Here is a 24,383-nt window from a genome sequence, read left to right on the forward strand (position 1 = left end):
AAGGCTATAGCGAGGGCACAATTCACGTCCGCGTGGATCGTGACTTAACTCACAAAGCCGGGCTGTGGCTTCTGGTAGGCAGGCCGGTGTGGTAAAAAAGTACGAGACTCCGGAGGAGTCATGATGATGTCAGGATCGCTAAAATTGCTTCGATGGGCCGCTGCAGCGGCGGCCTTCCTGTTTGTGAGCGAGCCGGCCCTTGCCGAGAAGCGCGTGGCGCTGGTGCTGGGCAATTCCGCCTACAGGAATGTCGCACCGCTGGCCAATCCCGTTAACGACAGCGCCAAGATCGCGTCGACACTGAAAGAGGCGGGCTTCGATGTCGTCGATTCCCGGCGGGATCTCTCCGCCGCCGACACCCGGCGCGCGCTGCGCGATTTTGCCGACCGCTCCCGTGATGCCGATATCGCCGTCGTCTATTACGCCGGCCACGGCATCGAGGTGGACGGCGGAAATTACCTGATTCCGGTGGATGCACGGCTGGAACGCGACACCGACGTCTATGACGAAGCTCTGTCGCTCGATCGCGTCCTGGTCGCGATCGAGCCGGCCAAGAAGCTGCGGCTCGTGATCCTCGACGCCTGCCGCGACAATCCGTTTTCCCGGACCATGAAGCGCACCGTCGCCTCGCGCGCGATCGGGCAGGGCCTGGCCAAGGTCGAGCCGACCAGCCCGAACGTCCTGATCGCCTATTCGGCCAAGGCCGGTTCCACCGCAGCCGACGGTGACGGCCAGAACAGCCCGTTCACGGCGGCACTGTCGCATCATTTGACGAAGCCCGGGCTCGACGTCCGCCGTGCGTTCGGATTCGTGCGCGACGAGGTGCTCAAGACCACGGGCAATAAGCAGGAACCCTTTGTGTATGGTTCGCTCGGCGGTGAAGACGTGCCGTTGGTGCCGGCCCGCCCGGCACCTGCGGCGGCCCCTGTGGCACCCGCCCTCAGCGCGCAGGCCGAAGCCCGCCGCGATTACGAACTCGCGCTGCAGATCGGCAACAAGAGCGCGCTCAACGCCTTCCTCGCGCAATATCCCGATGGCTTCTACGCCAGCCTTGCCAAGCTTCAGCTCGACAAGATCGCCGCCGAGGAAACGCGCGTCGCCGCGACCGAGAAAGCGCGGTTGGCCGAGCAGGAGCGGGCACGGCTCGCCGCCGAAGGCGCCCAGAAGTCGCAACAGGCAAAGGCCGAAGCGGAAGCCAAAGCCGCCGAACAGGCGCGCATCGCGGCTGAAAAGGCCAAGCAGGTGGCGCAGGACCAGGCGGCCGCGGCCGAACAGAAGCGCGTCGCTGCCGAAAGCGCCGCCGCCGACAAGGCGTCCGCTCCGGCCCCCGCTGACAAGGCGGTGAACGTTGCCGCCCTCGCCGCGGGGCCGCCGCAAGCCGATGTCACCAAGTCGGTGCAGGCCGAACTGCGCCGCGTCGGCTGCCTGACCGGCAATGCCGATGGCAACTGGAACAACGCCTCGCAGCGGTCGCTGACGCAGTTCAACCGTTACGCCGGCACCAGGCTCGACACCAAGGTCGCCAGCGTCGATACGCTCGATACGATCAAGCTGAAGTCGTCGCGGGTGTGCCCGCTGGTCTGCGAACACGGCTTCCAGGCCGAGGGCGAGCGCTGCACCAAGATCGTCTGCGCCGAGGGCTCGTTCCTCAACGACGACAATGAATGCGAGAAGCGTCGCTCCAAAAAGCCGGTGGCAACGCGCGAAAGGCCGGAATCACGGCGCGTTTACGAAGCAAGACCAGCTCAGGAACCAAGGCAGGTTATTGTCAGGCGTTCTCAAGCACCGAGGGGTGCGGGCATTTCGTCCTCAGGCCAGCCGCTTACCGGCCAGGAACGTGCGACGGGTTGCCACTCGTTCGGGGCCATCATGTCGGGCGTGTGCCCGTAGCCACGGGGGCGTGTTATCGAACACGTCGGGCCCCCGGCTCATCTCTGTCTTGAGGGCAGAGGAGCCGGGTCCCGAGTCAAATGCCGAGACGACGGGGAGTCAGATTGCGCTCGCCGCGATATTCACCATCAATGCCAGCAGCGCGGTGTTGAACACGAATGAGACGATGCCGTGCACGGTCGCGGTGCGGCGGATGACCCTGTCGGTGATCCCGACGTCGGAAACCTGCGCGGTCATGCCGATCACGAACGAGAAATAGACGAAGTCCCAATAGTCCGCGTCCTCGTGCGCGTCGCCGCTCGGAAACTGCAGGCCGCCGGGCTTTTTGCCGCGATAGAACTCGTGCGCGTAGTGCAGCGAGAAGGCGGTGTGAACGGTCGCCCATGACAGCACGATCGTCACTGTGGCCAGGATCAGCCCGGGCGTACTGCCCTTCGAGGCGCCGAGCTCGAGCACGATGGCGGCGAGACTCGCGAAGGCGCCGAGCGCGGTCAACAACAGCAGCAGGAAACGCCCGTCGTCCTGCAGCACCGCGCTGCGCCTTATATGGCCGACGTCACAGCGCAGCATCATGATGTAGGCGAGCACGAGGTACAGTGCGGAGAATACGTCCCAGCCGACGACAAGCCGTGTCGGCAGCCGCAGCGTGCCGGGCAGTAGCAGGAATGCGATGACGCCGACCGCGAGCGCGATGAAGGTGCGGGGCCTCCCGTAGACCACGCGGACCGGCAGGGGCAGGTTCCGGAACCGAACAAGGTGCTCTTCGAATTCCTCGCTCATCCGCTGCCTTTGACTAGCGCGCTAGTTCTTGCGCTCCGCGACGAAGTGCGCGGCTGCCCGCAATATCTCGCCCTTCGCCCCGAAGATCGACAGCGCGGAATCGGCCCGCGCCAGGAGATCGCGCACGCGCTGCTTGGCGCCGTCGATGCCGAGCTGGGTGACGAAGGTAGTCTTGCCGAGCGCCGCATCCTGGCCGGTCTGCTTGCCGAGCGCCTCGGCGTCGCCTTCGACGTCGAGCAGATCGTCGGCGATCTGGAACGCCTCGCCGAGCGCGCGGCCGTAATCGTCGAGCGCCTGGTATTCCTTCTGTGAGGACTGGCCGAGGATCGCACCCGCGATGCAGCCATAGCGCAATAGCGCGCCGGTCTTCATCTGCTGCACCCGTGCCACGTCGACCGGCTCGCGGTCGCCGAACCGCCCCTCGCCCGCGAGGTCGAGGATCTGGCCGCCGACCATGCCGCCAATGCCGGAGGCGCGCGCCAGCGCCCGCGTCAGCAACAGGCGCACATTGGCGTCCTTGTGGATCTCGTCGCGGGTGACGATGTCGAACGCCAGCGTCAACAGGCCGTCGCCGGCGAGGATCGCGGTGGCGTCGTCGGTATTCTTGTGCAGGGTGGGCCGTCCGCGGCGCAGGTCGCTGTTGTCCATCGCCGGCAGATCGTCATGGATCAGGGAATAGCAATGGATGCATTCCAGTGCGGCGCCGACAAGCAAGGCAGCGTCTCGCGGAACCCCGAACACGGCCGAACTTTCGACCGCCAGAAAAGGGCGCAGTCGCTTTCCGCCGTTGAGGCTGGAATAGCGCATCGCGTCCATCAGCCGCTTCGGCCGGGCAATCTCGTCCGGCAAGAGCGTGTCGGAGAGCAGCTTTGCCAGCAGAGCTTCGGTATCGTCCGCGGTCTGGTCCAGGCGTTTGGAAAAATCGGCAGTGGCGGTGGTCATTAAGAATAGCTCCAGATCAATTTGGCCGGACAATCGTTGATGGCAACGGCTTCGTCAATTCCATGACGGAGGTCACAAAAGCGCTGGAAAACGCACGAAATATCATGGAGATGTCACGAGGGTGGGGCCTGATCACCGGCCCCGGGCCGGCCTGGGCTGAACCGGAAGCATCCAATTTTGCGCATTGTCCGAATTTTATTGCTGATCCTGCTCGCGGTGCTGTTGCTGCCCTATCTGGTGACGCCGTTCTATCGCACCGGCCACCCGGTCTCGACGCTGATGGCGTGGCGCTGGCTCAAGGGCGCGCCGGTATCGCGCCAATGGGTCGATTTCAATGCGATTTCGCCCTATCTGCCGCGCTCGGTGGTGGGCTCGGAAGACGCCAAATTCTGCAGCCATCGCGGAGTCGATTGGGGCGCGCTGCAGGATGCAATCGACGATGCCGAGGACGGTGAGCCCGCCCGCGGCGGCTCGACCATCACCCAGCAGGTGGCCAAGAACCTGTTCCTCTGGCCGGGCCGTAGCGTGGTCCGCAAGGCGCTGGAACTGCCGCTGGCGATGTGGATCGATCTGGTGCTGCCCAAACAGCGGATCCTGGAAATCTATCTCAATATCGCTGAACTCGGTCCATCCGGGCAGTTCGGGGCCGAAGCCGGTTCCCTTTACGCCTTCGGCCGCTCGGCCGCTTCGCTTTCGGCGCGCGAAGCTGCGTTGCTGGCGGCGATCCTGCCCAATCCTGTCAGGCGAAGCGCCCGCAATCCCGGCTCCGGGGTACGCCGGCTGGCAGGGACCTATATGGCCCGGGCCAATGCCGTGCCGCGATGCTGGAGCGAGAATCGTGCTTTTTGAGCCAATTTTCGGCCCCTTTAACCGCAAGCTGGCCTAGCTTTACGCCATCCCATCCTCTATAAGCGCGGCCTTATCGGCATCGCAGCCCGTGCGCGCAGCGCTGGGCCGTCCGGTTTTGGACGATGCCTCCGACAACACCCCTAGAGGACCGTTATGGCCGTTCCCAGAAGAAAAACATCGCCCTCGCGGCGTGGCATGCGCCGCTCGGCGGACGCGCTGAAGAAGCCGACCTATGCCGAGGACAAGGATTCCGGCGAACTGCGCCGTCCGCACCACCTCGACCTCAAGACCGGCATGTATAAGGGCCGGCAGGTGCTGAAAAAGAAGGAATCCTGATCGGGTTCGGGGATAAGGCGTCGCTTTTAGCGGCGTCTGCCCGAATTTGGCCAACGAGTGGGCCAACGGTTCCACCAGGGCGAAGCGATGCTTCGCCGGGGGACATTCCGGTTTTCTAGGAAGGCGCGATACCCATGGTCGGTTTTCCGCTGCTTCTGATTCCGCTCGCGATCTACAATATCATCGTCTTTCTGATGCCCGACGTCTCGTTCACCGATCCGCTGGTGAAGGTGACATTGATGTCGGGTGCGGAATGGGCGGTGACGCTGAGCGACGTGCTGCTTACGCTCGCCATCCTGCTGCTGCTCGCCGAAGTCATCAAGGGCGCGCGCCCCGGCGCGAAATATCTCACCGACCATCTGCTGTCGCTGATCGTGTTCGGCGCGGCGGCGGCCGAATTCGTGCTGTGGCCGAAGTTCGGCACCTCGACCTATTTCCTGCTGACGGCATTGTCGCTGGTGGATTTCCTCTCCGGCCTTGCACTGCGAACGCGGCGCCGTGCCGTTGCGGTCGCGGCAGCGCCTGCGCCTCCGCCAAAAGCCGCCGCAAAAGTCGAGGCACCCGCGGCCGCGGCCGCGCCCGAACCTGAGCCCGCGAAGGCAGCGCCACCTGCTCCTGTTGCCCCATCGGTACCGGCGGCAGCATCTGTCGCGGAAGCCGTGCTGCAGGATCACCCCGAACCGAAACACCCCGAACCGAAACCGGTGCAGCCTGCCGTTGCGCCCGAGGCGGCCGCGCCGAAGACGCCTTCACCGGAAATCCCGTCGCCGGAGGTCCAGTCACCGGAAATCCCGTCACCGGGACTGCAGCCGGGCCCAGGCTTTCCGCACCCGCCGGATAAGCCGGACACGCCTCAGCGCTGACTCATAGCGTTTTCGAGCGAAGCAGGGGAATCCCGGTTCGTGTCAAGAAACGCGTAGAAACAAAAAAGCTAGATGGTTTGCCGTGTCCGGAAGCTGGTGCCGGACCGCCGGATTTGGCTGGCGCCATAGGCCGTCTGCGCATCCGCCAGCGAAGCCCGCCGCAGGCCACGGGTCTGCGGCGCCTGCTCGGCGGTTGCGATCAACTGGGCGACGAAGGTCGGATCGGGCCGCGGCGCCGGTCGCGGCGTCCGGTGCACGGGCTGGGTCACCGGCACCAGCTCGACGCAGGCCGGCTCGTCGAGGTTGACGAACTCGCCGTCCAAAATTTCGTCTGATCGATCGATATCCAGCATCGCACACCGTAACCGGCTAAACTGTCACGTTTTGGGACGTTACGCCCCACTGCGATCTGACCTCGCAAGACCTATGCCGCTTCCTCTCGGTTCGTTCCTACCGAGCCCGGGAAGTCCACGAAACATGGTTTCCAGATTATTTATGAACTTGGCCTAGTCTCAAGTTCGAAAGAGCCACTATCCTCAGGCGATGGGAATCACCCGACGGTGTCCCGAATCGAGGCGCCCTGATGCTTCCTGTCCCGCAAGCCTCCAGCATCCTTGCCTCGCTCGGTCAGGCGGCCTTCCTCTGGGACCTGACGGCGGACACCATCGCCTGGAGCGACAATGCCGGCGCGGTCTTCACCGATATTCCGGCGGAGGCGCTGGCCAGCGGCTCCGCCTTCGCCAGGCTGATCGAGCCCTCCCGTTCGATCCGGACCGAGGCGCTCGCTCAATCGGCGCCGGCACGGGGCGGTGAAGGCGTCGCCTACCGGATCGAATATGGGTTGCGGGCCGCGGCCTCGGCGCCGGTGATCTGGATCGAGGAGACCGGGTGCTGGTTTGCAGGGCCCGACGGCAAGCCGGTGCGCGCGGAAGGCATCGTTCGTGTCAACAACGAGCGCCACGCCCGCGACGAGCAGCTCATGCGGCTGTCGAGGCACGATCCGCTGACCGGTGAACTCAATCGCACGCATCTGGTCGCCGCGCTGGCGGAAACGATCGAAGAAACCATGCGTTTCCGGTCCGGTTCCGCCTTCATGCTGATCGGCATCGATCATCTGGCGCGCGTCAACGACGCCTTCGGCTTCGACGTGGCGGACGCCGTGATCGCCGAAGTCGGAAAACGCATCCGCGCCAAGCTGCGCGGTGGCGACGTGCTCGGCCGGTTCTCCGGCAACAAGTTCGGACTGATCTTGAGGAACTGTACGGTCGACGACACCAATACTGCTGGCGAGCGCTTCCTGGCAGGAATCCGCGACGAGGTGATCCCGACCAAATCCGGTCCCGTCTCGGTAACGGCCTCGATCGGCGCCGTCACCATACCGCGCCATGCCCGCAACGCCGATGAGGCTGTCAACCGCGCCCAGGAAACACTCGACGGCGCGAAGCGGCGCCGCGCCGGATCGTTCTCGCTGTGGCGTCCCAATGTCGAGCGTGATGCCCAGCGCCGGGTCAACATCCGCGTCACCGACGAGATCGTCACCGCGCTCAACGAGCGCCGCATCGTCACCGCGTTCGAGCCGGTGGTGGAAGCGCGCTCGCGGCAGCCGGCGTTCTACGAGTGCCTGGTGCGGATGGAGCAGGCGGACGGCCAGGCGCTGCTGGCGCCCGACATCGTTCCGGTCGCGGAGCGGTTGGGCCTGATCCGGCTGGTCGATCACCGCGTGCTCGAGCTCGCGGTCGCCGAACTTGCGGCGTCGCCGAATGTGCGGCTCAGCCTCAACATCTCGCCCGACACCACGATGGACCCCGACTGGTGGACTTCGATCGAATCGCTGATGCAGGCCCATCCCGGCGCCGGCGAGCGGCTGATCGTCGAAATCACCGAAACGGTTGCGATCCAGGATATCGACGACGTCCGCGGTTTCGTCACTCGCTTGAAGAATTTCGGCAGCCAGATCGCGATCGACGATTTCGGCGCCGGCTACACTTCATTCCGAAATTTGCGCAAGCTCGGCGTCGATATCGTGAAGATCGACGGCGCCTTCGTGCAGAACATCGCGCGCTCCGCGGACGATCGCGCCTTCGTGCATACGCTGATCGATCTGGCGCGGCGGCTGCAGATCAAGACGGTCGCGGAATGGGTGCAGGATGAGGAAGCCGCCGTGATGCTGCGCGAATGGGGCTGCGATTACATCCAGGGCCGCCTGATCGGGCTGGCCTCGCCGGAACGGCCGTGGGCTGTGGCGGGTGATGCGGTGCTGCCGGCGGCGGGTTAGCTCCCCCCCGCCGTCGTCCCCGCGAACGCGGGGACCCATACGCCGCGGCCCTTCAATGGGGCAATCGGGTAGACGACTTCGCTAAACAATCAACGCTGGTGGTTATGGGTCCCTGCTTTCGCAGGGACGACAATGGAGAGAGATCCGACGAAAGAGTCTCACTCTTCCTTCTTCGGCTCTTTCGACATGCGCTCGAGCCGTTCCTGCATGTCCTTCATCTGGCGGCGAAGATCGTCGATGTTGTCTTCTTCGGCCGCCGGCTCCGGCACCTTCTCCAACTCGGACGACGTCGAGCCGGGGCGCGGCGGCACGAACGGCTTGAACATCGAGAACGTCTGCTGAAACAATTCCATGTTGCGGCGGACATGTTCCTCGAGCGGCGCAAACGGCGTTCCACTGAAGGTGTTGGTGAGCTGCTTGCGGAATTTTTCCTGCTCGCGCGTCAGCGTGTCGATCGACTGCTCCAGATATTTCGGCACCACCATCTGCATGCTGTCGCCGTAGAAGCGGATCAACTGCCGCAGGAAGGTAGTCGGCAATAAATTTTGTCCGGCCTTGTTTTCCTGTTCGAAGATGATCTGCGCCAGCACCGAGCGGGTGATGTCGTCGCCGGTCTTGGCGTCGTAGACGAGAAAGTCCTCGCCATCCTTCACCATCGCCGCGAGATCCTCGAGCGTCACGTAGGTGCTGGTGCCGGTATTATAGAGCCGCCGGTTGGCGTATTTCTTGATGGTCGTAGGTTGGTCTGACTTTGCCATAAGCTCACACAATACACCGAGAGCGGGGAACCCGACGGCATCGCCGACGGGCAGACGAGCAACGCAACGCAGCAAAGTAAGCATTTTCAATGCGGTTCGGCTACCGTTTTGTGCGGCACGGTTAATTCCAAGGCATGGACGCTGCTATGGAAACCCTCACGGGGATCAATTTGAATGCGCCGCGGCAGGATTTTGGCCCCTGGCCGATTGACATGGATCAACGGGGTTAACAGGATGAGGTGAGAGACAGGCACGCCAACCGGCCGCCCGCCGTCGAAGCAACCTCAAGCCCAAGAAACCAAATAAGGAGATGTCCATGTCAGACGATGTCGTCATCGTCAGCGCCGCCCGCACCCCGGTCGGCAGCTTCAACGGCGCGTTCGCCACCACCCCGGCGCATGACCTCGGCGCCGTCGCCATCAAGGCTGCACTGGAGCGGGCCGGCATCGAGCCGGGCCGCGTCTCCGAAGTCATCATGGGCCAGATCCTGACCGCCGCCCAAGGCCAGAACCCGGCCCGCCAGGCCTCGATCGCCGCCGGTATCCCGGTGGAAAGCCCGGCTTGGGGCGTCAACCAGCTCTGCGGCAGCGGCCTGCGCACGGTCGCGCTCGGCTATCAGGCGCTGCTCAACGGCGATTCCGAAATCGTGGTCGCCGGCGGCCAGGAATCCATGAGCATGGCCCCGCACGCGCAGTATCTGCGCGGCGGCGTCAAGATGGGTGGCCTCGAACTGGTCGACACCATGATCAAGGACGGCCTGTGGGATGCCTTCAACGGCTACCACATGGGTAACACCGCCGAGAACGTCGCGCGCCAGTACCAGATCACCCGCGCGCAGCAGGACGAGTTCGCGGTTTTCTCGCAGAACAAGGCCGAGGCCGCACAGAAGGCCGGCAAGTTCAAGGACGAGATCGTCCCCGTCACCATCAAGACCCGCAAGGGCGACATCATCGTCAGCGACGACGAATATCCGCGCCATGGCGCCACCATCGACGCGATGGCGAAGCTGAAGCCCGCCTTCGAGAAGGACGGCACCGTCACCGCCGGCAGTGCGTCCGGCATCAATGACGGCGCCGCCGCTGTGGTGCTGATGACCGCCAAGCAGGCCGCCAAGGAAGGCAAGAAGGTGCTCGGCCGCATCGTGTCGTGGGGCCAGGCCGGCGTCGATCCCAAGATCATGGGCACCGGCCCGATCCCGGCCTCCCGCGCCGCGCTGAAGAAGGCCGGCTGGAACATCGGCGACCTCGACCTGATCGAGGCCAACGAGGCGTTCGCGGCGCAGGCCTGCGCGGTCAACAAGGACCTCGGCTGGGATACCGGCAAGGTCAACGTCAACGGCGGTGCGATCGCGATCGGCCACCCGGTCGGCGCGTCCGGCGCGCGCGTGCTGGTGACGCTGCTGCATGAGATGCAGAAGCGCGATGCCAAGAAGGGCCTCGCCACGCTGTGCATCGGCGGCGGCATGGGCATCGCGATGTGCATTGCACGCGACTGAACTAAAGGCAGAGTGACTGGTTGAATGATGAAAAGATCATCTCGCAACCTCGGCTCGAATTGGTAAAAATGAAATGCCCGGCCTCGCGCCGGGCATTTTCATCTTACGCAGGCGTTTTCAACAACGCTTCAAACCTAAGGCTGAGCTTCGTCAAAAGACCGGGACAATTCCGGCTTATAAAGAAGACCACCAAGGAGGACTACGACATGGCACGTGTTGCATTGGTTACGGGGGGTACGAGGGGCATTGGCGCGGCGATCAGCAAGGCGCTGAAGGCTGCGGGTTACAAGGTTGCGGCGAGCTACGCCGGCAACGACGCCGCCGCCGAAAAATTCAAATCGGAGACCGGCATCCCCGTTTACAAATGGGATGTCAGCTCGTTCGACGCCTGTGCCGAGGGCATCAAGAAGGTCGAGGGCGACCTCGGTCCGATCGACGTGCTCATCAACAATGCCGGCATCACCAAGGATGGCGCCTTCCACAAGATGACGCTCGATCAGTGGAACGCGGTCATCAACACCAATCTCGGCTCGCTGTTCAACATGACGCGCCCGGTGATCGAGGGCATGCGCGCCCGCAAGTTCGGCCGCATCATCAATATCTCCTCAATCAACGGCCAGAAGGGACAGTTCGGCCAGGTCAATTATTCGGCGGCGAAAGCCGGCGACATCGGCTTCACCAAGGCGCTGGCGCTGGAGAACGCCAAGGGCGGCATCACCGTGAATGCGATCTGCCCCGGCTACATCAACACCGAAATGGTGCAGGCGGTGCCGAAGGACGTTCTGGAGAAGAGCATCCTGCCGCTGATCCCGGTCAACCGTCTCGGCGAGCCCGAGGAAATCGCCCGCGCGGTGGTGTTCCTCGCCGCAGACGAGGCCGGTGGCATCACCGGTTCGACCATGACCGTCAACGGTGGGCAGTACATGGTTTGACGGCGTCTCGTCATCGCATGGCTGTTGCATGTCGCAACGGCTCATAAAAAGTCGTCATGCCCGGGCTTGTCCCGGGCATCCACGTCTTTACAACCAGCGGCAAGAAAGACGTGGATGGCCGGGCATAGGCGAGCGTAAGCGACGCCGTCCTTCAGACGGCTATGCCCGGCCATGACGAGAGAACTCTGCTAATGACTCCCCGTACCGCCACATTGATCGGACTGACCGCGATCCTGATGTGGTCGCTGCTGTCGGTCCTGACGGTCGCCACGGGGAAAATTCCCGCGTTCCAGCTTGCCGCCATGACATTTGCGATCGGCGCCTTGGTCGCCTTCGCAAGTTTCCTGTTTCGGCCCTCTGCCTTTGGTGCGTTGAAGCAGCCGCCGGTCGCCTGGGTCGTCGGTGTCGGCGGCCTGTTCGGCTATCACGCGCTGTATTTCCTCGCGCTGCGCTTCGCGCCGCCCGCGGAAGCGGGGTTGTTGAATTATCTCTGGCCGCTGTTGATCGTGCTGTTCTCTTCGCTATTGCCGGGCGAGCGATTGGCGCCGCATCACATCATCGGCGCGCTGCTTGGGCTTGCCGGCACCGTGTTGCTGTTCGCCGGCAATGGCGCGAGCTTTACGCCCGGCCAGATACCGGGACTGGCCGCAGCCTTCGTCGCCGCCTTTGTGTGGGCGGCTTACTCGGTGATGTCGCGCAAGCTCAAGGCGGTGCCGACCGATGCGGTCGCCGGCTTCTGTCTCGCCACCGCGCTGCTGGCCGCGCTTGTGCATGGCATGGTCGAGACCACGGTGTGGCCGGAGACGATCGGGCAGTGGCTGGCGATCATTGCGCTCGGCGTCGGGCCGGTGGGGGCTGCGTTCTTCGTCTGGGACATCGGCATGAAACGCGGCGATATCCGCGTGCTCGGCGCCGCGTCCTACGCGACGCCGTTGCTGTCGACGGCGTTTCTGATTTTTGCGGGCTTCGCGCAGCCGACCGCGACGATTGCCATCGCTGCGATCCTGATCGCGGGCGGCGGCTTGATTGCGGCGAAGGATATGGTTTGGAAAAAGTAGGTGGGCAAAGCGCAGCGTGCCCACCATCTATCCACACATGCATCTTTGGATGGTGGGCCTGCTTCGCTTTGCCCACCCTACGAAATCACGCCGGCTCCCAATTCTTCGGCGCCAGTTCAAACTTCGCAAACTCGAATCCCGGCGCAACCGTGCAACCGACCAGCGTCCAGTCGCCGGTGCTCTCGGCGGCCTGCCAGGCATGCGGCGGCACGATCGCCTGCGGCGCTTCGCCGGCCGTGAGATCTGCGCCGAGCTTCACGCTGCGCTGTCCGTTATCATCAGCGATTTGCAGCGTCAGCGCCGCGCCCGCGTAATAATGCCAGGTCTCCACGGCGTCGATGCGATGCCAGTGCGAGCGTTCGCCGCGCGCCAGCAGAAAATAGATCGCGGTCGATCGCGAGCGTCCATCGGCGTCCACGCTGATATCGCGAAACGTCTCGCGATAATGCCCGCCTTCGGGATGCGGCGTCAGGTCGAGCCGCGCGACGATCTCGGCGGCTTCTTTCGAAAGCGCCATCAGGACTTGTTCTTGCGTTCGCGGAGTTCGCCGAACACTTCGACGGCGCTGGCGCCCTTCATGTGCAGCTTCGCCGCCACCGACGGCTCATCGGCGCGCAGGAATACGTTGGTCTTCTTCTCCTCGCCCAGCAGCACCGGGATCGTCGGCTTGTTCTCGGCGCGCAGCCGCGTCACTTCCTCGGCGCGTGCCTTCAGCGCGGGGTTATCGCCGTCGACTGACAGCGCGAACTTGACGTTGGAGGCGGTATATTCATGGCCGCAATAGAGTTTGAAATCGTCGGGCAGCGCGCGCAGTTTTAGTAGCGAGTCCCACATCATGGGATAGGTGCCCTCGAATACACGGCCGCAGCCGATCGAGAATAGCGTATCGGCAGCGAATACGGCTTTGTCACCGTCGAACACATAGGAAATATGGTCGAGCGTATGGCCCGGGGTTTCCAGCACCCGCACCAGCAGGCTTCCCACCTTGATCACATCGCCATGGGCCGCGCGCAGGTCGACATTGGCGATCTTGGTGGACTTGTCGTTGGGGGCAACGACCCGGCAATTATATTTCTGCTTCAGTTCGGCGACGCCGCCGACATGGTCGTGATGGTGGTGGGTGACGAGAATATCCGTCAGCGTCCAGCCCTCGCGCTCCAGCGCCTTGATGATCGGCGCGGCTTCCGGCGCGTCGATCGATGCGGTGGCCTTGGTCGCGGGATCGTGGATCAAATAGCCGAAATTGTCGCTGAGGCAGGTGAAGGTGCGAATTTCCGCGGCCATGATAACTCCATGAGTAAGGCTTTCAGCCCCATTGGGTATCAAGAAATATGGCGTTAACGCTCACGCGGCAATGCCATTTTCGGCGCGCCGCAATGAAACACGGTGTGGTAGATTGCGCTCATGACCATCGACGTCATCGATCTCCGCGACTTCTATTCGCAGCGCCTCGGCATCGTGGCGCGGCAGCTGATCAACCGCGGCATCCGGGCGCGCTGGCCCGATGCGGCGGGGCAGCGCGTGCTCGGGCTCGGCTACCCGACGCCCTATCTGGGCCTGTTTCGCGAGGATTCCGAACGCTGCATCGCCTTCATGCCGGCGGCGCAGGGCGTGTTGAAATGGCCGACCGCGCGCCCCGCGCTGGCGACCCTGATCGACGAATTCTCGATGCCACTGCCGGACGCCGCGGTGGACCGCATCCTGCTGGTCCATGCGCTGGAAATGTCTGATGATCCGGAGCGCTTGCTGCGCGAGGTGTGGCGGGTGCTGGCGCCGTCCGGGCGGCTGATCGCGGTGATCCCGAACCGGCGCGGCGTGTGGACGCGTACCGACACTACGCCGTTCGGTCACGGCCGGCCCTATTCGCGTGCGCAGATCACGCAATTGCTGCGGCAGACCTGGTTCACGCCGGCTTCGTGGGGCGAGGCGCTGTTCCTGCCGCCGGTCGGCAATAGCTGGTTTTTGCGCTCGGCGATGGCGTGGGAGCGTGTCGGCGCGGCGCTGTCGCTACCGTTCGCCGGCGTCCATATCGTGGAGGCGACCAAGCAGGTCTATCGCGCGATCCCCGCGGGCCGTGAACGCACCCGGTTGATTCCGTCGCTGGAGCCGGTGCTGGTGCCGTCGTCGACGGCGACAAGGGATAACGCGTAACGCGTCGTGGGTCGTCCCTGCGAAAGCAGGTACCCATAGCCACTGGCGGTAATTGTTTTAGAAAGTCCACCGCCAGCGTGCTTCAAAATGAAGGCCGCGGCGTATGGGTCCCCGCGTTCGCGGGGACGACGATATAGCGAGCGAACTATCTACTCATTCCCCGGATTGAAATCTTCGCTGGGCGCGGCAGGCGCGGCCATGCCGTCGGGACGCGGGCCATGCGGCCGGCGGCGCCGGCGCGGGAAACGCTCGCCGCCACGGCCCTCTTCATAGCCGCCGGGCGCGCCGTTCACCTGCGGCTGCGGGCCGGTGATGAAGGAGGGCAGGCGATCGACGCCGCCGGTGTCGGCAATCACCGGCTGCGGCTGGGGTTGCGGCTGATATTGCGGCTGCGGACGAGGCTCGCGGTCGCGATGATGCTCGCGCGGCTGCTGGTCGCGCTGGTAGGACTGACCGTCGCCCCGCTGTTCACGCGGATTGTTGTCGCGGATGTAGGGTTGCGGCTGCTGCGGGACGAAGCCCGGTTCCTGGCCGAAATGCGAGAAGCTCTCGCCCTCGTCCTCGCCGTCTTCGGTCGCCGGCGCTTCGTTGTCGACGCGCGGCTGCGGCTGGTTCTGCCGGAACTGCTCCTGGGCGGCTGCGATCAGGCGGAAATAGTGTTCGGCGTGCTGGTAGTAGTTCTCGGCCGCGACCGGGTCGCCGGAAGAGCGCGCGTCACGCGCCAGCTGAACGTATTTTTCGGCGACGTGCGAGGCAGTGCCGCGGATCTTGATATCGGGTCCGTTCGATTCGAACACCCGGGTCATGGGGTTTTGACCGCGCCGGTTATTATTGTTGCTGTTATTGTTGTTATTATTCCGGTTACGCATCCGCTTGTTGTTCTGACCGTTTCTCATGTCTCGCCTTTATTCCAGCCCTGAAGTTATGCAGTTGCCGTCGTATCCTCATCGCATCCGGGCGCACTCAGGCGCACCGAATCACGATGCCGTTCAGATTCATGTCGTCGATTTCGCCAACCCTCGCGTTCAACAAAGACGCGTTCCCCAACCGGCCGCGTTCACCGCACGCCGGACCAAATCATTCAGCCTGCCAAAACCAGCCTAATCGTCTTGCGTGACGGCTTCGCGTGAGTGGCTGTTGCGTAAGTCTTCAAGCGCAATATCAGGCTTTCGTTCGCTTTGCGGTCGAGAGCAGCACAGCTCCAGCTATTGCGCTCAATTCGACCTGCGTTTTGGAACCTTTCACCCGGCGGGCTCTCGTTTCGAGAACTCTGGCCTCACCCGTGTAATCTTACGGGGCCAGCAACCCTGGACCGATGTTGTGAGCGGAACGTAGTCGCTCCCGGGGAATATTCCAAGGGGTTTTTTTGCGTTCCAAAAGGACTTTATCGGGCCATTTTGTGGCCCGCGACGGCCCTCGGAATGCCGGCCAGATCGACTTTGGGGGCGATCACAGGCGTTAACCCTGCGGCAGCCATCAAAGCCTGGATAGGGCCGCTTTGGCCTTGTCCGGCTTCCACAACGAGGGGGCCGTCCGGTGCCAGAAGGCGAGCCGCCTGAGGAATCAGCGCGCGGTAGGCGTCCAGCCCGTCGGCGCCGCCATCGAGCGCGGCCAGCGGATCGTGATTCCGCACCTCCGCCGCCAGACCATCGATGTCCGTCGAGCGGATATAGGGCGGATTCGAAACGATCAGATCAAACAAACCTGACAGTCCGCTCGCATAATCGCACGCGATGAGCGTCGTGCGATCCGACAGCCCCGCGCGAGCCGCATTGGCCCCGGCGGTTTGCAAGGCGCCCTCCGAAATGTCGGTCCCGAATCCTTGCGCCGCCGGCAGCTCGGACAACAGCGCCAGCAGGATCGCGCCGGAACCGGTGCCGAGATCGGCGATGCGCAACGGACGATCGAGGTTTCCGCCGGCGCGCAGCAGTTCCAGCGCCAGCTCGACCACCGTCTCGGTATCGGGTCGCGGCACCAGCGTCGCGGGGGAGAGTTGCAGCGACAGTCCCCAGAATTCCTTCTCGCCGATGATGCGGGCGACCGGTTCTCCCGCGAGGCGGCGGCGGGCGAATGCTTCGAGGCGTGCCGATTCATCCGGCGTGAGTTGGCGCTGCGCGGCCGTGATCAAGCCGGTCAGGTCGAGGCCGAGTGCGTGACCGATCAGAAGGCGGGCGTCGAGCTCGGCGGATTCGATGGCGGCGGATTTGAACTGCGCGGACAGGACACGCCGGGCGGTCTCGATGGTTTGTCCGGCGAAATCCGTCATGCGGCGTCCTCGCGCAAATCCCTCCACACGTCGTCCCTGCGAACGCAGGGACCCATACGCCGCGGCTTCTCGATTGAGGCGGTGTGGGTTGATATCTTCCGCCGCAACGAAAGCCTGTGGTTATGGGTCCCTGCGTTCGCAGGGACGACGATAGAATCGTTCATGGGTCCCCGCTTTCGCGGGGACGACGAGGAGGCGGTCCTCACGCCGCTGCGCCTTGGGCTGCGAGTTGTGCCGCCTGATGCTCAGTCGTCAGCGCGTCGGTCAATTCGCCCAGCGCTTCGCCCGAAATCACCTGCGGCAATTTGTAGAGCGTCAGGTTGATGCGGTGGTCGGTGACGCGGCCTTGCGGGAAATTATAGGTGCGGATGCGCTCGCTTCGATCGCCGGAGCCGACCTTCTCCTTGCGGTCCGCGGAGCGCGCCGCATCGACGCGCTGACGTTCGGCGTCGTAGATGCGCGAGCGCAGAATGTTCATCGCGGAGGCGCGGTTCTTGTGCTGCGAGCGGCTGTCCTGCATCATCACCACGATGCCGGTCGGAATATGGGTGATGCGGATCGCCGATTCGGTCTTGTTGACGTGCTGGCCGCCGGCGCCTTGCGCGCGCATGGTCTCGATCCGCAGATCGTCGTTCTTGATGTCGACATCGACGTCCTCGACCTCGGGCAGAACGGCGACCGTAGCCGCGGACGTGTGAATGCGTCCCTGCGTCTCGGTGTCGGGCACGCGCTGCACGCGGTGCACGCCGGATTCGAATTTCAGTTTTGCAAATGCGCCGCGGCCCTGCACCTCGGCGATGATTTCCTTGAAGCCGCCCATGGTGCCTTCGGAGGCCGAGATCACCTCGACCTTCCAGCCCTGCAAGGCAGCAAAACGCTCATACATCCGGAACAGGTCGCCGGCGAACAATGAGGCCTCGTCGCCGCCGGTGCCGGCGCGAATTTCCAGCATCACGTTGCGGTCGTCCATGGCGTCCTTGGGCAGCAGCGCCACGCGAATCTTCTGCTCCAGTTCGGCCACGCGCGCCTGCAGCGTTTCGAGCTCGGCTTCGGCCATGCTGCGCATTTCGGGATCGGTGGCGGCATCCGCCAGCAGCTGTTCGGCGCCTGCAATCTCGGCCCGTGCCGCGCGATAGTCTTTCACCGCGTCGATCAGCGGATTGAGCTCGGCAAGCTCGCGCGTGATCTGCACGTATTTTTCGGAATTCAACTGACCCAGCAGCTCGGCCTCCAGCGAGGCGTGGTGGGCGAGCAGGATATCGAGTTTGGCTTCGGGTAGCATGGCGTGGTTCTCAGGGATCGAAAGGGAAGGCGGCGTTGTCGGGCGCGAGCCTCGCTACAACGACAGCCCCTCGGCTTCCGCGAATTCCGTCAGTTTCTTCCGGATCGAAACGCTGCCGGCCGGCGCCTCGAGCAGCGGCATCATGACAGCCTCGGCCTTCTTGGCGTCGAGGTCCAGGATCATCGCCTTTACCGGACCGTGCGCGGTGGCGGATAGCGACAGCGAGCGGTAGCCCAGCGCAATCAGCGCCAGCGCGCCGAGCGGCTTGGAGGCCATCTCGCCGCACAGCGACGCCGTCTTCTTCGCCGCCTGCGCCTTGCGCACGATGTCATGAAGCGCACGCATGATCGGCGCCGACATGGTGTCGAACCGCTCGGAAACCTTGGCGTTGCCGCGGTCGACCGCGAACATGAACTGGAACAGGTCGTTCGATCCGACCGAAACGAAATCGACCTTCTTCAGGAGTTCGTCGAGCTGATAGAGCAGCGCCGGCACCTCCACCATGGTGCCGACGTCGATCCGTTCCGGCAGCGCATGGCCGTGCTGGCGCAGATATGTCAGTTCGCGCTCGACGATCGCCTTGGCCTGGTCGAATTCGGCGACATCGGAAATCATCGGGAACATGATCTTCAGCGCGCGGCCGCCGCCGGCCCGCAGCAAAGCGCGGATCTGGCCGCGCAATAATCCCGGCCGGTCCAGCCCGAGCCGGATCGCCCGCCAGCCGAGCGCGGGATTTTCCTCGATCACGGTCTCCATATAGGGCAGCGCCTTGTCGCCGCCGATATCGAGGGTGCGGAACGTCACGGGCTTGGAGCCCGCGGCATCCAGCACGGTGCGATAGAGCGCCAACTGGTCCGAGCTGCGCGGCAGGCTCTGGCCGACCATGAACTGCAGTTCGGTGCGGAACAGCCCGATGCCGGCGCTGCCGGTATCGTCGATATGCGGCAGGTCGATCACGAGGCCCGCGTTGATCATCAGCTCGACCGGCTGGCCGTCCTTGGTCACGCAGGGCATGTCGCGCAGCGCGGCGTACTGCGCCTGTCGCCGCGCGCGAAACCGCACCCGCTCGGCATAGGCCGATTCGATCTCGGCCGAGGGGCGGACATAGATCGAGCCCGAGGTGCCATCGACGATGATGGCGTCGCCGGGATCGGCGATGCCGGGGGCGTTCGGCACTTCGCCGACGGCGGGAATGCCGAGCGCGCGCGCCACGATCGAGACGTGGGAATTCGCGGTGCCTTCCTCCAGCACCAGGCCGCGCAGCCGCTTGCGGTCATAGTCGAGCAGCGCCGCAGGTCCCATCGCGCGCGCGATCAGGATGGCGTTCTCGGGAAGCTGCTCGCGCGAGGGTGCATGATCCTGTCCCACCAATTGCCGCATCAGGCGATGGCCGAGGTCTTCCAGATCGTGCAGGCGGTCGCGCAGATAGGGATCGGTCGAGCGCAACATGCGGGCGCGGGTATCGGATTGCACGCGCTCGACGGCGGCTTCGGCGGTCAGGCCGGTGGCGACCGCTTCGTGCAATTTGTGCGACCAGCCGTGATCATTGGCGAACATCCGATAGGCTTCCAGCACCTCGCGGTGCTCGCCGCCCTCGGCGACATCGCCGCGCTCCAGCATGCGGTCGAGATCGGCGCGCAGCTTGGTCAGCGCAGCATCCAGCTTCTTGATTTCCTTCGGCAGGTCTTCGGCGATGTAGTTGGTGATGACGACGCGCGGCTCGTGCAGCACGACATGGCCGAGCGCGATGCCGTCGGACAGGATTGCGCCGGTCTTGTGCAGGGAATGCCCCGCTGCGGGTTCCGCGCCGGGCTGCGCCAGCGCCGCCAATTCGCCGGAGGCGATCATTTCCGCCAGCACCATGGCGGTGGTCTGCAGCGCCTCGACCTCTTCCTCGACATAGGTGCGCTTGGCGCGGTTCTGCACGACAAGCACGCCGAGCGTGTTGCCGGCGCGCAGGATCGGCACGCCAAGGAACGAATGGTAGATTTCTTCGCCGGTTTCCGGGCGGAATGAGAACGCCGGATGGCTTTGCGCGTCGGAGAGGTTGAGCGGGCTCGCCTCGCTGGACACGAGGCCGACGAGGCCCTCATGCGCGTTCAGCACCGTCCGGTGCACCGCGTCGCGGTTCAGACCTTCGGTGGCATAAAGTTCGAGCGTGTTATCGATGCGCAGCACGTAACAAGAGCAGACCTCGGCCACCATGTTGGCCGCGATCAGGACCACGATCTTGTCCAGGCGTTCCTGGGCCGAGACCTTCTCCGCCATGGTTTCGCGGAGCCGTCTCAACAAGACGCGGGGGCCTCCCGAAGCGCTCCGCATGTGCTGGTATCCTCCCCCGCGAGGCCAGCCCGCCGGGTGGCCGGTAGCTGGCGTGAAACGCACGAAAAACAACAATTTTATTCATTCGGCGCGGCCGCACCTGATCCCGGCCGAATCGGGATCGCCAAAACCGTGGTGCAGTTTGCGGCAACCCACCTCACAGGCCGTATAGCCAATCGAGGCTTGCTTTGCCAAGCAAAACGCCTGCCAGAACCAATAACGTGTGTGTCAGCGCCGATGCTGCGCTAGCGAAGCGCATGATCTGCCAAACGCCGCCGGTCTGACGATCAGATCATGCGCTAAATTTGAGAGAAAATCGTTCTAAGTCTGGTCGAGCCCGTAAAGCGTGTGCAGCGTGCGCACCGCAAGTTCGGTGTAGGCGGCGTCGATCAGCACCGAAAACTTGATCTCGGAGGTGGTAATGGCGCGGATGTTGATATTGCGCTCGGACAGCGCCTTGAACGCCTTCGCCGCGACGCCGGCATGGCTGCGCATGCCGCTGCCGATCACGGAGACCTTGGAGACGTCGGTGGCGCTGTCGAGCCTGATATAGCCGATCTTGCCCTTTGAGGCGGTGATGGTGTCGCGGGCGCGGTTATAGTCGGAGGCCGGAACGGTGAAGGTGAGGTCGGTGGTCTTGCCGTCCTCGGAGACGTTCTGGACGATCATGTCGACATTGATGTTGGCGTCCGCCAGCGGCCCGAAGATAGCGGCGGCAACGCCCGGCTTGTCCTCGATCTGGCGCAGGGAAATCTGGGCTTCGTCCTTGGAGAAGGCGATGCCGGTGACGACGTGGCTTTCCATGATTTCCTCCTCGCTGCAGATCAGCGTGCCCGGCGGCGTGCCGTGCGGGTCGATATCCTCGGGCTTGTCGAAGCTGGAGCGGACGAACACGGGCATGTTGTGCACCATGCCGAGTTCCACCGAGCGCACCTGCAGGACCTTGGCGCCCAGCGAGGCCAGTTCCAGCATGTCCTCGAAGGCGATCTTGTCGAGCCGCCGCGCCTTGGGAACCACCCGCGGATCTGTCGTGTAGACGCCGTCCACGTCGGTATAGATGTCGCAGCGGTCGGCGCGAATCGCAGCCGCAATGGCCACCGCCGAGGTGTCCGAGCCGCCGCGCCCGAGGGTGGTGATTCGGTTGGTCTGCGGATTGATGCCCTGGAAGCCGGCAATGACGGCGACTTCCTTGCGATCGGCGAAACGGTTGACGATCTCCGTGCCGTCGATCTCGAGGATCCGCGCCGAGGCGTGGGCGTCGGAGGTCTTGATCGGGATCTGCCAGCCCTGCCAGGAGCGGGCCTGGATGCCGATGCCCTGTAGCGCGATCGCGAGCAGGCCCGAGGTCACCTGTTCGCCTGATGCCACCACGGCGTCATATTCGCGCGCATCATGCATCGGCGAGGCGTCGCGGCACCAGTCCACCAGTTCGTTGGTCTTGCCGGCCATGGCCGACACGACGACAGCGACATCGTGTCCGGCGTCGACTTCGCGCTTGACGTGTCGCGCGACGTTGCGGATTCGGTCGATATTGGCGACGGACGTGCCGCCGAATTTCATCACGAGGCGGCCCATGACGACGCGTGCATTCCCTGTGAGGATAAGTTAGATGACCCGCACGGAAAGTGGAGCGCCCGGGCCGAAAGCGGCGTATACATAGCGGCGCGGTCCGGAGCAAGCAACCAGCTTCGTTTTCGGCCCAAAAATGGCGCAAATGGCTGTGGTGGCGGGTTAATTCAGGGCGGGCGTATGGGTCGTTATATCGATGATATTCTGCAGCCCGGCGAGAAGGTGCTGTATTCGACCAACGCGCACTGGATATATTTCTTGCCGGCGATCATCGGCTGGATCGTAGCGAGCGTATTCCTGGTGCTCTCGGGGATCGTGCCGGCGGGCCCATCCGTACTGATCTGTCTGTCGCTGGCGGGGATATCAGCCATTGCTGCGTTGTACAAAACGGTCACCGCCTGGTTCCATCAATGGACCACCGAGACCGACGTCACCAATTTCCGTGTCGTCCACAAGACCGGCTTCATTCAGCGGCAGACGTTCGAGATGAGTGTGGACAAGGTCGAGAGCGTCGACGTCAACCAGAGCATCCTCGGCCGCATCCTCAACTACGGCGACGTAACGGTCTTCGGAGTCGGTGAGGGTGGCAAGACCCTCGACACCATTGCTTCGCCGCTGGCATTTCGCAATGCCATCACGGCACGGCCGGCCGGTACGTAAGTCATGGCCATGCAGCAAAACGCTTCCGCCGCCACGGGCTCCACAGTCGACCCCGCCGAAGTCGCAAAATTCTCAAAATTGTCGGACGAGTGGTGGGACCCCAAAGGCAAGATGGCCCCACTGCACAAGATCAATCCGTTGCGGCTCGCCTATATCCGCGACGCCGCATGCCGCAAGTTTGATCGCAACGCCAGGAGCCTGAGTTGCCTGTCGGGCCTGCGCATCCTCGATATCGGTTGCGGTGCCGGCCTGTTGTGCGAGCCGTTCACGCGGCTGGGCGCGCAGGTGATCGGGATTGATCCGTCGGCGACCAACATCGCTGCCGCGCGGCTGCATGCCGACAAGGGTCATCTGTCGATCGACTACCGCTGCACCACGGTCGAGGCGATGGATTTGCGCGAGCGCTTCGACGTCGTGCTGGCGATGGAAGTGATCGAGCATGTCACCGATGTCGGCGCGTTCCTCGCTCGCTGCGCGGCGGTGGTCAAGCCGGGCGGGTTGATGGTGGTCTCGACCTTGAACCGCAACTGGAAGAGCTTTGCGCTCGCGATCGTCGGCGCGGAATATGTGCTGCGCTGGCTGCCGCGCGGCACCCATCAGTGGGACAAATTCGTCACGCCCGACGAACTCGCACAACATCTCGCCCACAACAGGCTCACCATCACCGAGCAGGCCGGCGTGGTCTATAACCCGCTTGCCGACCGATGGAGCATCTCGTCCGACATGGACGTGAACTACATGGTGGTGGCCGAGGGGGTGTAGTTGATCCCAGCAACTTAGCCACATAACCGGTGTCGTCCCTGCGAACGCAGGGACCCATACTCCGCAGCGCTAATTGGGTTACGAGACGTCGACCATTCGTGCTCACATGAGGGAGCACGGCCGTATGGGTCCCTGCGTTCGCAGGGACGACGAGAGAATTTCGGCTTAATCGCAATCCTGTCATGACGCCGGTCCTGTTGACCGCGCCGATCCCGCCCGGCACGGTGCGGCAGCTTCCTGCCGGTATTTTTCATGCTCTCCGTCGCCTCGCTCTGGATTCCCTTCACCATCATCGCTGCGCTGGGCCAGGTCGCCCGCAATGCGATGCAGCGGTCGTTGACGGGGCCGCTCGGGACCTGGGGCGCGACCAATATTCGCTTTCTGTTCGGTTTTCCGTTCTCGATCATCTTCTTCGCGGTCGTGGTGGGGGTAACCGGCGATCCCATACCGTGGCCGACGGCCGCGTTCTGGCCATGGCTGCTGCTCGGCGCGCTCAGTCAGATCGTTGCCACCGGGCTGATGCTGGTTGCGATGAACGATCGTTCCTTTGTCGTGACCACGGCGTATCTCAAGACCGAAGCGATCCAGACCGCGATCTTCGGATTCATCTTCCTCGGTGATCATTTGACCCTGTTGAGGGTGGTTGCGATCATCATTGCGACCATCGGCGTGGTCATCACCGCGCTGAGGCCGGGCGGCGAAAAGGGCTTTGCGGAGTTGAAGCCGACCATCATCGGCCTGGTCGCCGCCGGTTGCTTCGCGCTGTCGGCGGTCGGCTTTCGCGGCGCGATCATCAACGTGCCCGGCGTCTCCTTCGTGACGACGGCGTCCTATACGCTGGTGTTCGGCCTGTTCGTGCAGACGCTGGTGTTGACGATTTATCTGCTCGTCCGCGCGCCCGATGTGCTCGTGAAGATCTTCGGACTCTGGAAGCCGTCGATGCTCGCGGGCTTCATGGGCGCGTTCGCCTCGCAATTCTGGTTTCTGGCATTCGCGCTGACGGCGGCTGCGAACGTGCGCACGCTGGCGCTGGTCGAGGTGCTGTTCGCGCAGGCGGTGGCGTATTATTCGTTCAAGCAGCCATTATCGGCGCGGGAGCTGTCCGGCATCGCGCTGATCGTGGCGGGCGTTGCACTGCTGGTGACGGCTTGATTCGGGAATCGTAGGGTGGGCAAAGCGCAGCGTGCCCACCA

The 24,383-nt window shown here is 63.9% G+C and carries 23 protein-coding genes; 12 read left to right on the forward strand and 11 right to left on the reverse strand.

All coding sequences use genetic code 11. The features are described 5' to 3' along the window. The first annotated feature begins 126 nt into the window (after positions 1–126). Positions 127–1,890, forward strand: a complete 1,764-nt coding sequence (locus KIP88_RS15910; RefSeq protein WP_214489091.1) for a caspase family protein — start codon at positions 127–129, stop codon at positions 1,888–1,890. A 99-nt stretch (positions 1,891–1,989) separates the two neighbouring features. On the opposite strand, the gene KIP88_RS15915 is transcribed toward KIP88_RS15910, so the two are convergent. Further along, positions 1,990–2,670 carry a DUF1345 domain-containing protein gene (locus KIP88_RS15915; protein WP_214488878.1) on the reverse strand — a complete coding sequence of 227 codons (681 nt, stop codon included), beginning with the start codon at positions 2,668–2,670 and terminating at the stop codon, positions 1,990–1,992. Between the two features lie 21 nt (positions 2,671–2,691). Next, positions 2,692–3,612 carry a polyprenyl synthetase family protein gene (locus tag KIP88_RS15920; RefSeq protein ID WP_214488879.1) on the reverse strand — a complete coding sequence of 307 codons (921 nt, stop codon included), beginning with the start codon at positions 3,610–3,612 and terminating at the stop codon, positions 2,692–2,694. Positions 3,613–3,789: 177 nt separating this feature from the next. Here KIP88_RS15920 and mtgA point away from each other — a divergent pair, with 177 nt between their 5' ends. The 3 genes from mtgA (at position 3,790) to KIP88_RS15935 (ending at position 5,660) form a co-directional block, all read left to right on the forward strand. Then, on the forward strand, positions 3,790–4,461 hold the full coding sequence (gene mtgA, locus KIP88_RS15925) for a monofunctional biosynthetic peptidoglycan transglycosylase (RefSeq protein ID WP_214488880.1): 672 nt from the start codon (positions 3,790–3,792) through the stop codon (positions 4,459–4,461). 153 nt (positions 4,462–4,614) lie between these two features. Beyond that, a complete protein-coding gene (rpmF, locus tag KIP88_RS15930) occupies positions 4,615–4,797 on the forward strand; it encodes a 50S ribosomal protein L32 (RefSeq protein WP_028347701.1) in 183 nt (60 codons plus the stop codon). A 134-nt stretch (positions 4,798–4,931) separates the two neighbouring features. Continuing rightward, positions 4,932–5,660: a hypothetical protein gene (locus KIP88_RS15935; RefSeq protein WP_214488881.1), complete on the forward strand. Its 729-nt coding sequence runs from the start codon at positions 4,932–4,934 to the stop codon at positions 5,658–5,660. A 68-nt stretch (positions 5,661–5,728) separates the two neighbouring features. On the opposite strand, the gene KIP88_RS15940 is transcribed toward KIP88_RS15935, so the two are convergent. Further along, the gene (locus tag KIP88_RS15940) at positions 5,729–6,013 is read right to left on the reverse strand and encodes a hypothetical protein (protein WP_249790824.1); all 285 of its coding nucleotides are present in this window, start codon (positions 6,011–6,013) and stop codon (positions 5,729–5,731) included. 230 nt (positions 6,014–6,243) lie between these two features. On the opposite strand from KIP88_RS15940, the gene KIP88_RS15945 reads away from it, so the two are divergent. After that, entirely contained in the window at positions 6,244–7,935 is a 1,692-nt protein-coding gene (locus KIP88_RS15945; RefSeq protein WP_214488882.1) for a bifunctional diguanylate cyclase/phosphodiesterase, read from the forward strand. Between the two features lie 158 nt (positions 7,936–8,093). Here KIP88_RS15945 and phaR read toward each other — a convergent pair whose 3' ends face one another. Further along, the gene (gene phaR / locus KIP88_RS15950; RefSeq protein ID WP_214488883.1) at positions 8,094–8,693 is read right to left on the reverse strand and encodes a polyhydroxyalkanoate synthesis repressor PhaR; all 600 of its coding nucleotides are present in this window, start codon (positions 8,691–8,693) and stop codon (positions 8,094–8,096) included. A gap of 316 nt (positions 8,694–9,009) precedes the next feature. Here phaR and KIP88_RS15955 point away from each other — a divergent pair, with 316 nt between their 5' ends. From KIP88_RS15955 to KIP88_RS15965, 3 genes are all read left to right on the forward strand, one after another. After that, the gene (locus KIP88_RS15955; protein ID WP_214488884.1) at positions 9,010–10,188 is read left to right on the forward strand and encodes an acetyl-CoA C-acetyltransferase; all 1,179 of its coding nucleotides are present in this window, start codon (positions 9,010–9,012) and stop codon (positions 10,186–10,188) included. Positions 10,189–10,394: 206 nt separating this feature from the next. Next, a complete protein-coding gene (phbB, locus tag KIP88_RS15960; RefSeq protein ID WP_214488885.1) occupies positions 10,395–11,120 on the forward strand; it encodes an acetoacetyl-CoA reductase in 726 nt (241 codons plus the stop codon). Positions 11,121–11,311: 191 nt separating this feature from the next. Then, entirely contained in the window at positions 11,312–12,178 is an 867-nt protein-coding gene (locus KIP88_RS15965; RefSeq protein ID WP_214488886.1) for a DMT family transporter, read from the forward strand. Between the two features lie 85 nt (positions 12,179–12,263). Here the strand turns inward: KIP88_RS15965 and KIP88_RS15970 are convergent, their stop codons facing one another. Together KIP88_RS15970 and gloB are read right to left on the reverse strand one after the other, a co-directional pair. Beyond that, positions 12,264–12,695, reverse strand: a complete 432-nt coding sequence (locus KIP88_RS15970) for a cupin domain-containing protein (protein ID WP_214488887.1) — start codon at positions 12,693–12,695, stop codon at positions 12,264–12,266. Beyond that, a complete protein-coding gene (gene gloB / locus KIP88_RS15975) occupies positions 12,695–13,462 on the reverse strand; it encodes a hydroxyacylglutathione hydrolase (RefSeq protein WP_214488888.1) in 768 nt (255 codons plus the stop codon). The genes KIP88_RS15970 and gloB overlap by 1 nt, the downstream gene beginning before the upstream one ends. Before the next feature lie 120 nt (positions 13,463–13,582). Between gloB and KIP88_RS15980 the strand changes: the two genes are divergently transcribed. Beyond that, positions 13,583–14,329, forward strand: a complete 747-nt coding sequence (locus tag KIP88_RS15980) for a methyltransferase domain-containing protein (RefSeq protein ID WP_214488889.1) — start codon at positions 13,583–13,585, stop codon at positions 14,327–14,329. Positions 14,330–14,478: 149 nt separating this feature from the next. On the opposite strand, the gene KIP88_RS15985 is transcribed toward KIP88_RS15980, so the two are convergent. The 5 genes from KIP88_RS15985 to KIP88_RS16005 all read right to left on the reverse strand — a co-directional run bounded on the left by KIP88_RS15985 (position 14,479) and on the right by KIP88_RS16005 (position 21,774). After that, the gene (locus KIP88_RS15985; RefSeq protein ID WP_214488890.1) at positions 14,479–15,225 is read right to left on the reverse strand and encodes a DUF4167 domain-containing protein; all 747 of its coding nucleotides are present in this window, start codon (positions 15,223–15,225) and stop codon (positions 14,479–14,481) included. Between the two features lie 488 nt (positions 15,226–15,713). Continuing rightward, positions 15,714–16,595: a peptide chain release factor N(5)-glutamine methyltransferase gene (prmC, locus tag KIP88_RS15990; protein WP_214488891.1), complete on the reverse strand. Its 882-nt coding sequence runs from the start codon at positions 16,593–16,595 to the stop codon at positions 15,714–15,716. A gap of 202 nt (positions 16,596–16,797) precedes the next feature. Next, positions 16,798–17,877 carry a peptide chain release factor 1 gene (gene prfA / locus KIP88_RS15995; RefSeq protein ID WP_214488892.1) on the reverse strand — a complete coding sequence of 360 codons (1,080 nt, stop codon included), beginning with the start codon at positions 17,875–17,877 and terminating at the stop codon, positions 16,798–16,800. Positions 17,878–17,931: 54 nt separating this feature from the next. Then, positions 17,932–20,199 (reverse strand): phosphoenolpyruvate--protein phosphotransferase, encoded by a 2,268-nt coding sequence (ptsP, locus tag KIP88_RS16000; protein WP_214488893.1) that lies wholly within the window; start codon positions 20,197–20,199, stop codon positions 17,932–17,934. A gap of 321 nt (positions 20,200–20,520) precedes the next feature. After that, a complete protein-coding gene (locus tag KIP88_RS16005) occupies positions 20,521–21,774 on the reverse strand; it encodes an aspartate kinase (RefSeq protein WP_214488894.1) in 1,254 nt (417 codons plus the stop codon). Between the two features lie 174 nt (positions 21,775–21,948). Between KIP88_RS16005 and KIP88_RS16010 the strand changes: the two genes are divergently transcribed. The 3 genes from KIP88_RS16010 to KIP88_RS16020 all read left to right on the forward strand — a co-directional run bounded on the left by KIP88_RS16010 (position 21,949) and on the right by KIP88_RS16020 (position 24,342). Next, positions 21,949–22,428, forward strand: a complete 480-nt coding sequence (locus KIP88_RS16010; RefSeq protein WP_214488895.1) for a PH domain-containing protein — start codon at positions 21,949–21,951, stop codon at positions 22,426–22,428. A 3-nt stretch (positions 22,429–22,431) separates the two neighbouring features. Next, a complete protein-coding gene (ubiG, locus tag KIP88_RS16015) occupies positions 22,432–23,190 on the forward strand; it encodes a bifunctional 2-polyprenyl-6-hydroxyphenol methylase/3-demethylubiquinol 3-O-methyltransferase UbiG (RefSeq protein ID WP_214488896.1) in 759 nt (252 codons plus the stop codon). 252 nt (positions 23,191–23,442) lie between these two features. Continuing rightward, positions 23,443–24,342, forward strand: coding sequence for a DMT family transporter (locus KIP88_RS16020; RefSeq protein WP_214488897.1), 900 nt, complete (start codon positions 23,443–23,445; stop codon positions 24,340–24,342). Positions 24,343–24,383: the final 41 nt, after the last annotated feature.

Origin of the sequence: Bradyrhizobium sp. SRL28 (assembly GCF_018596315.1) — a bacterium.
Classification (GTDB): domain Bacteria; phylum Pseudomonadota; class Alphaproteobacteria; order Rhizobiales; family Xanthobacteraceae; genus Bradyrhizobium.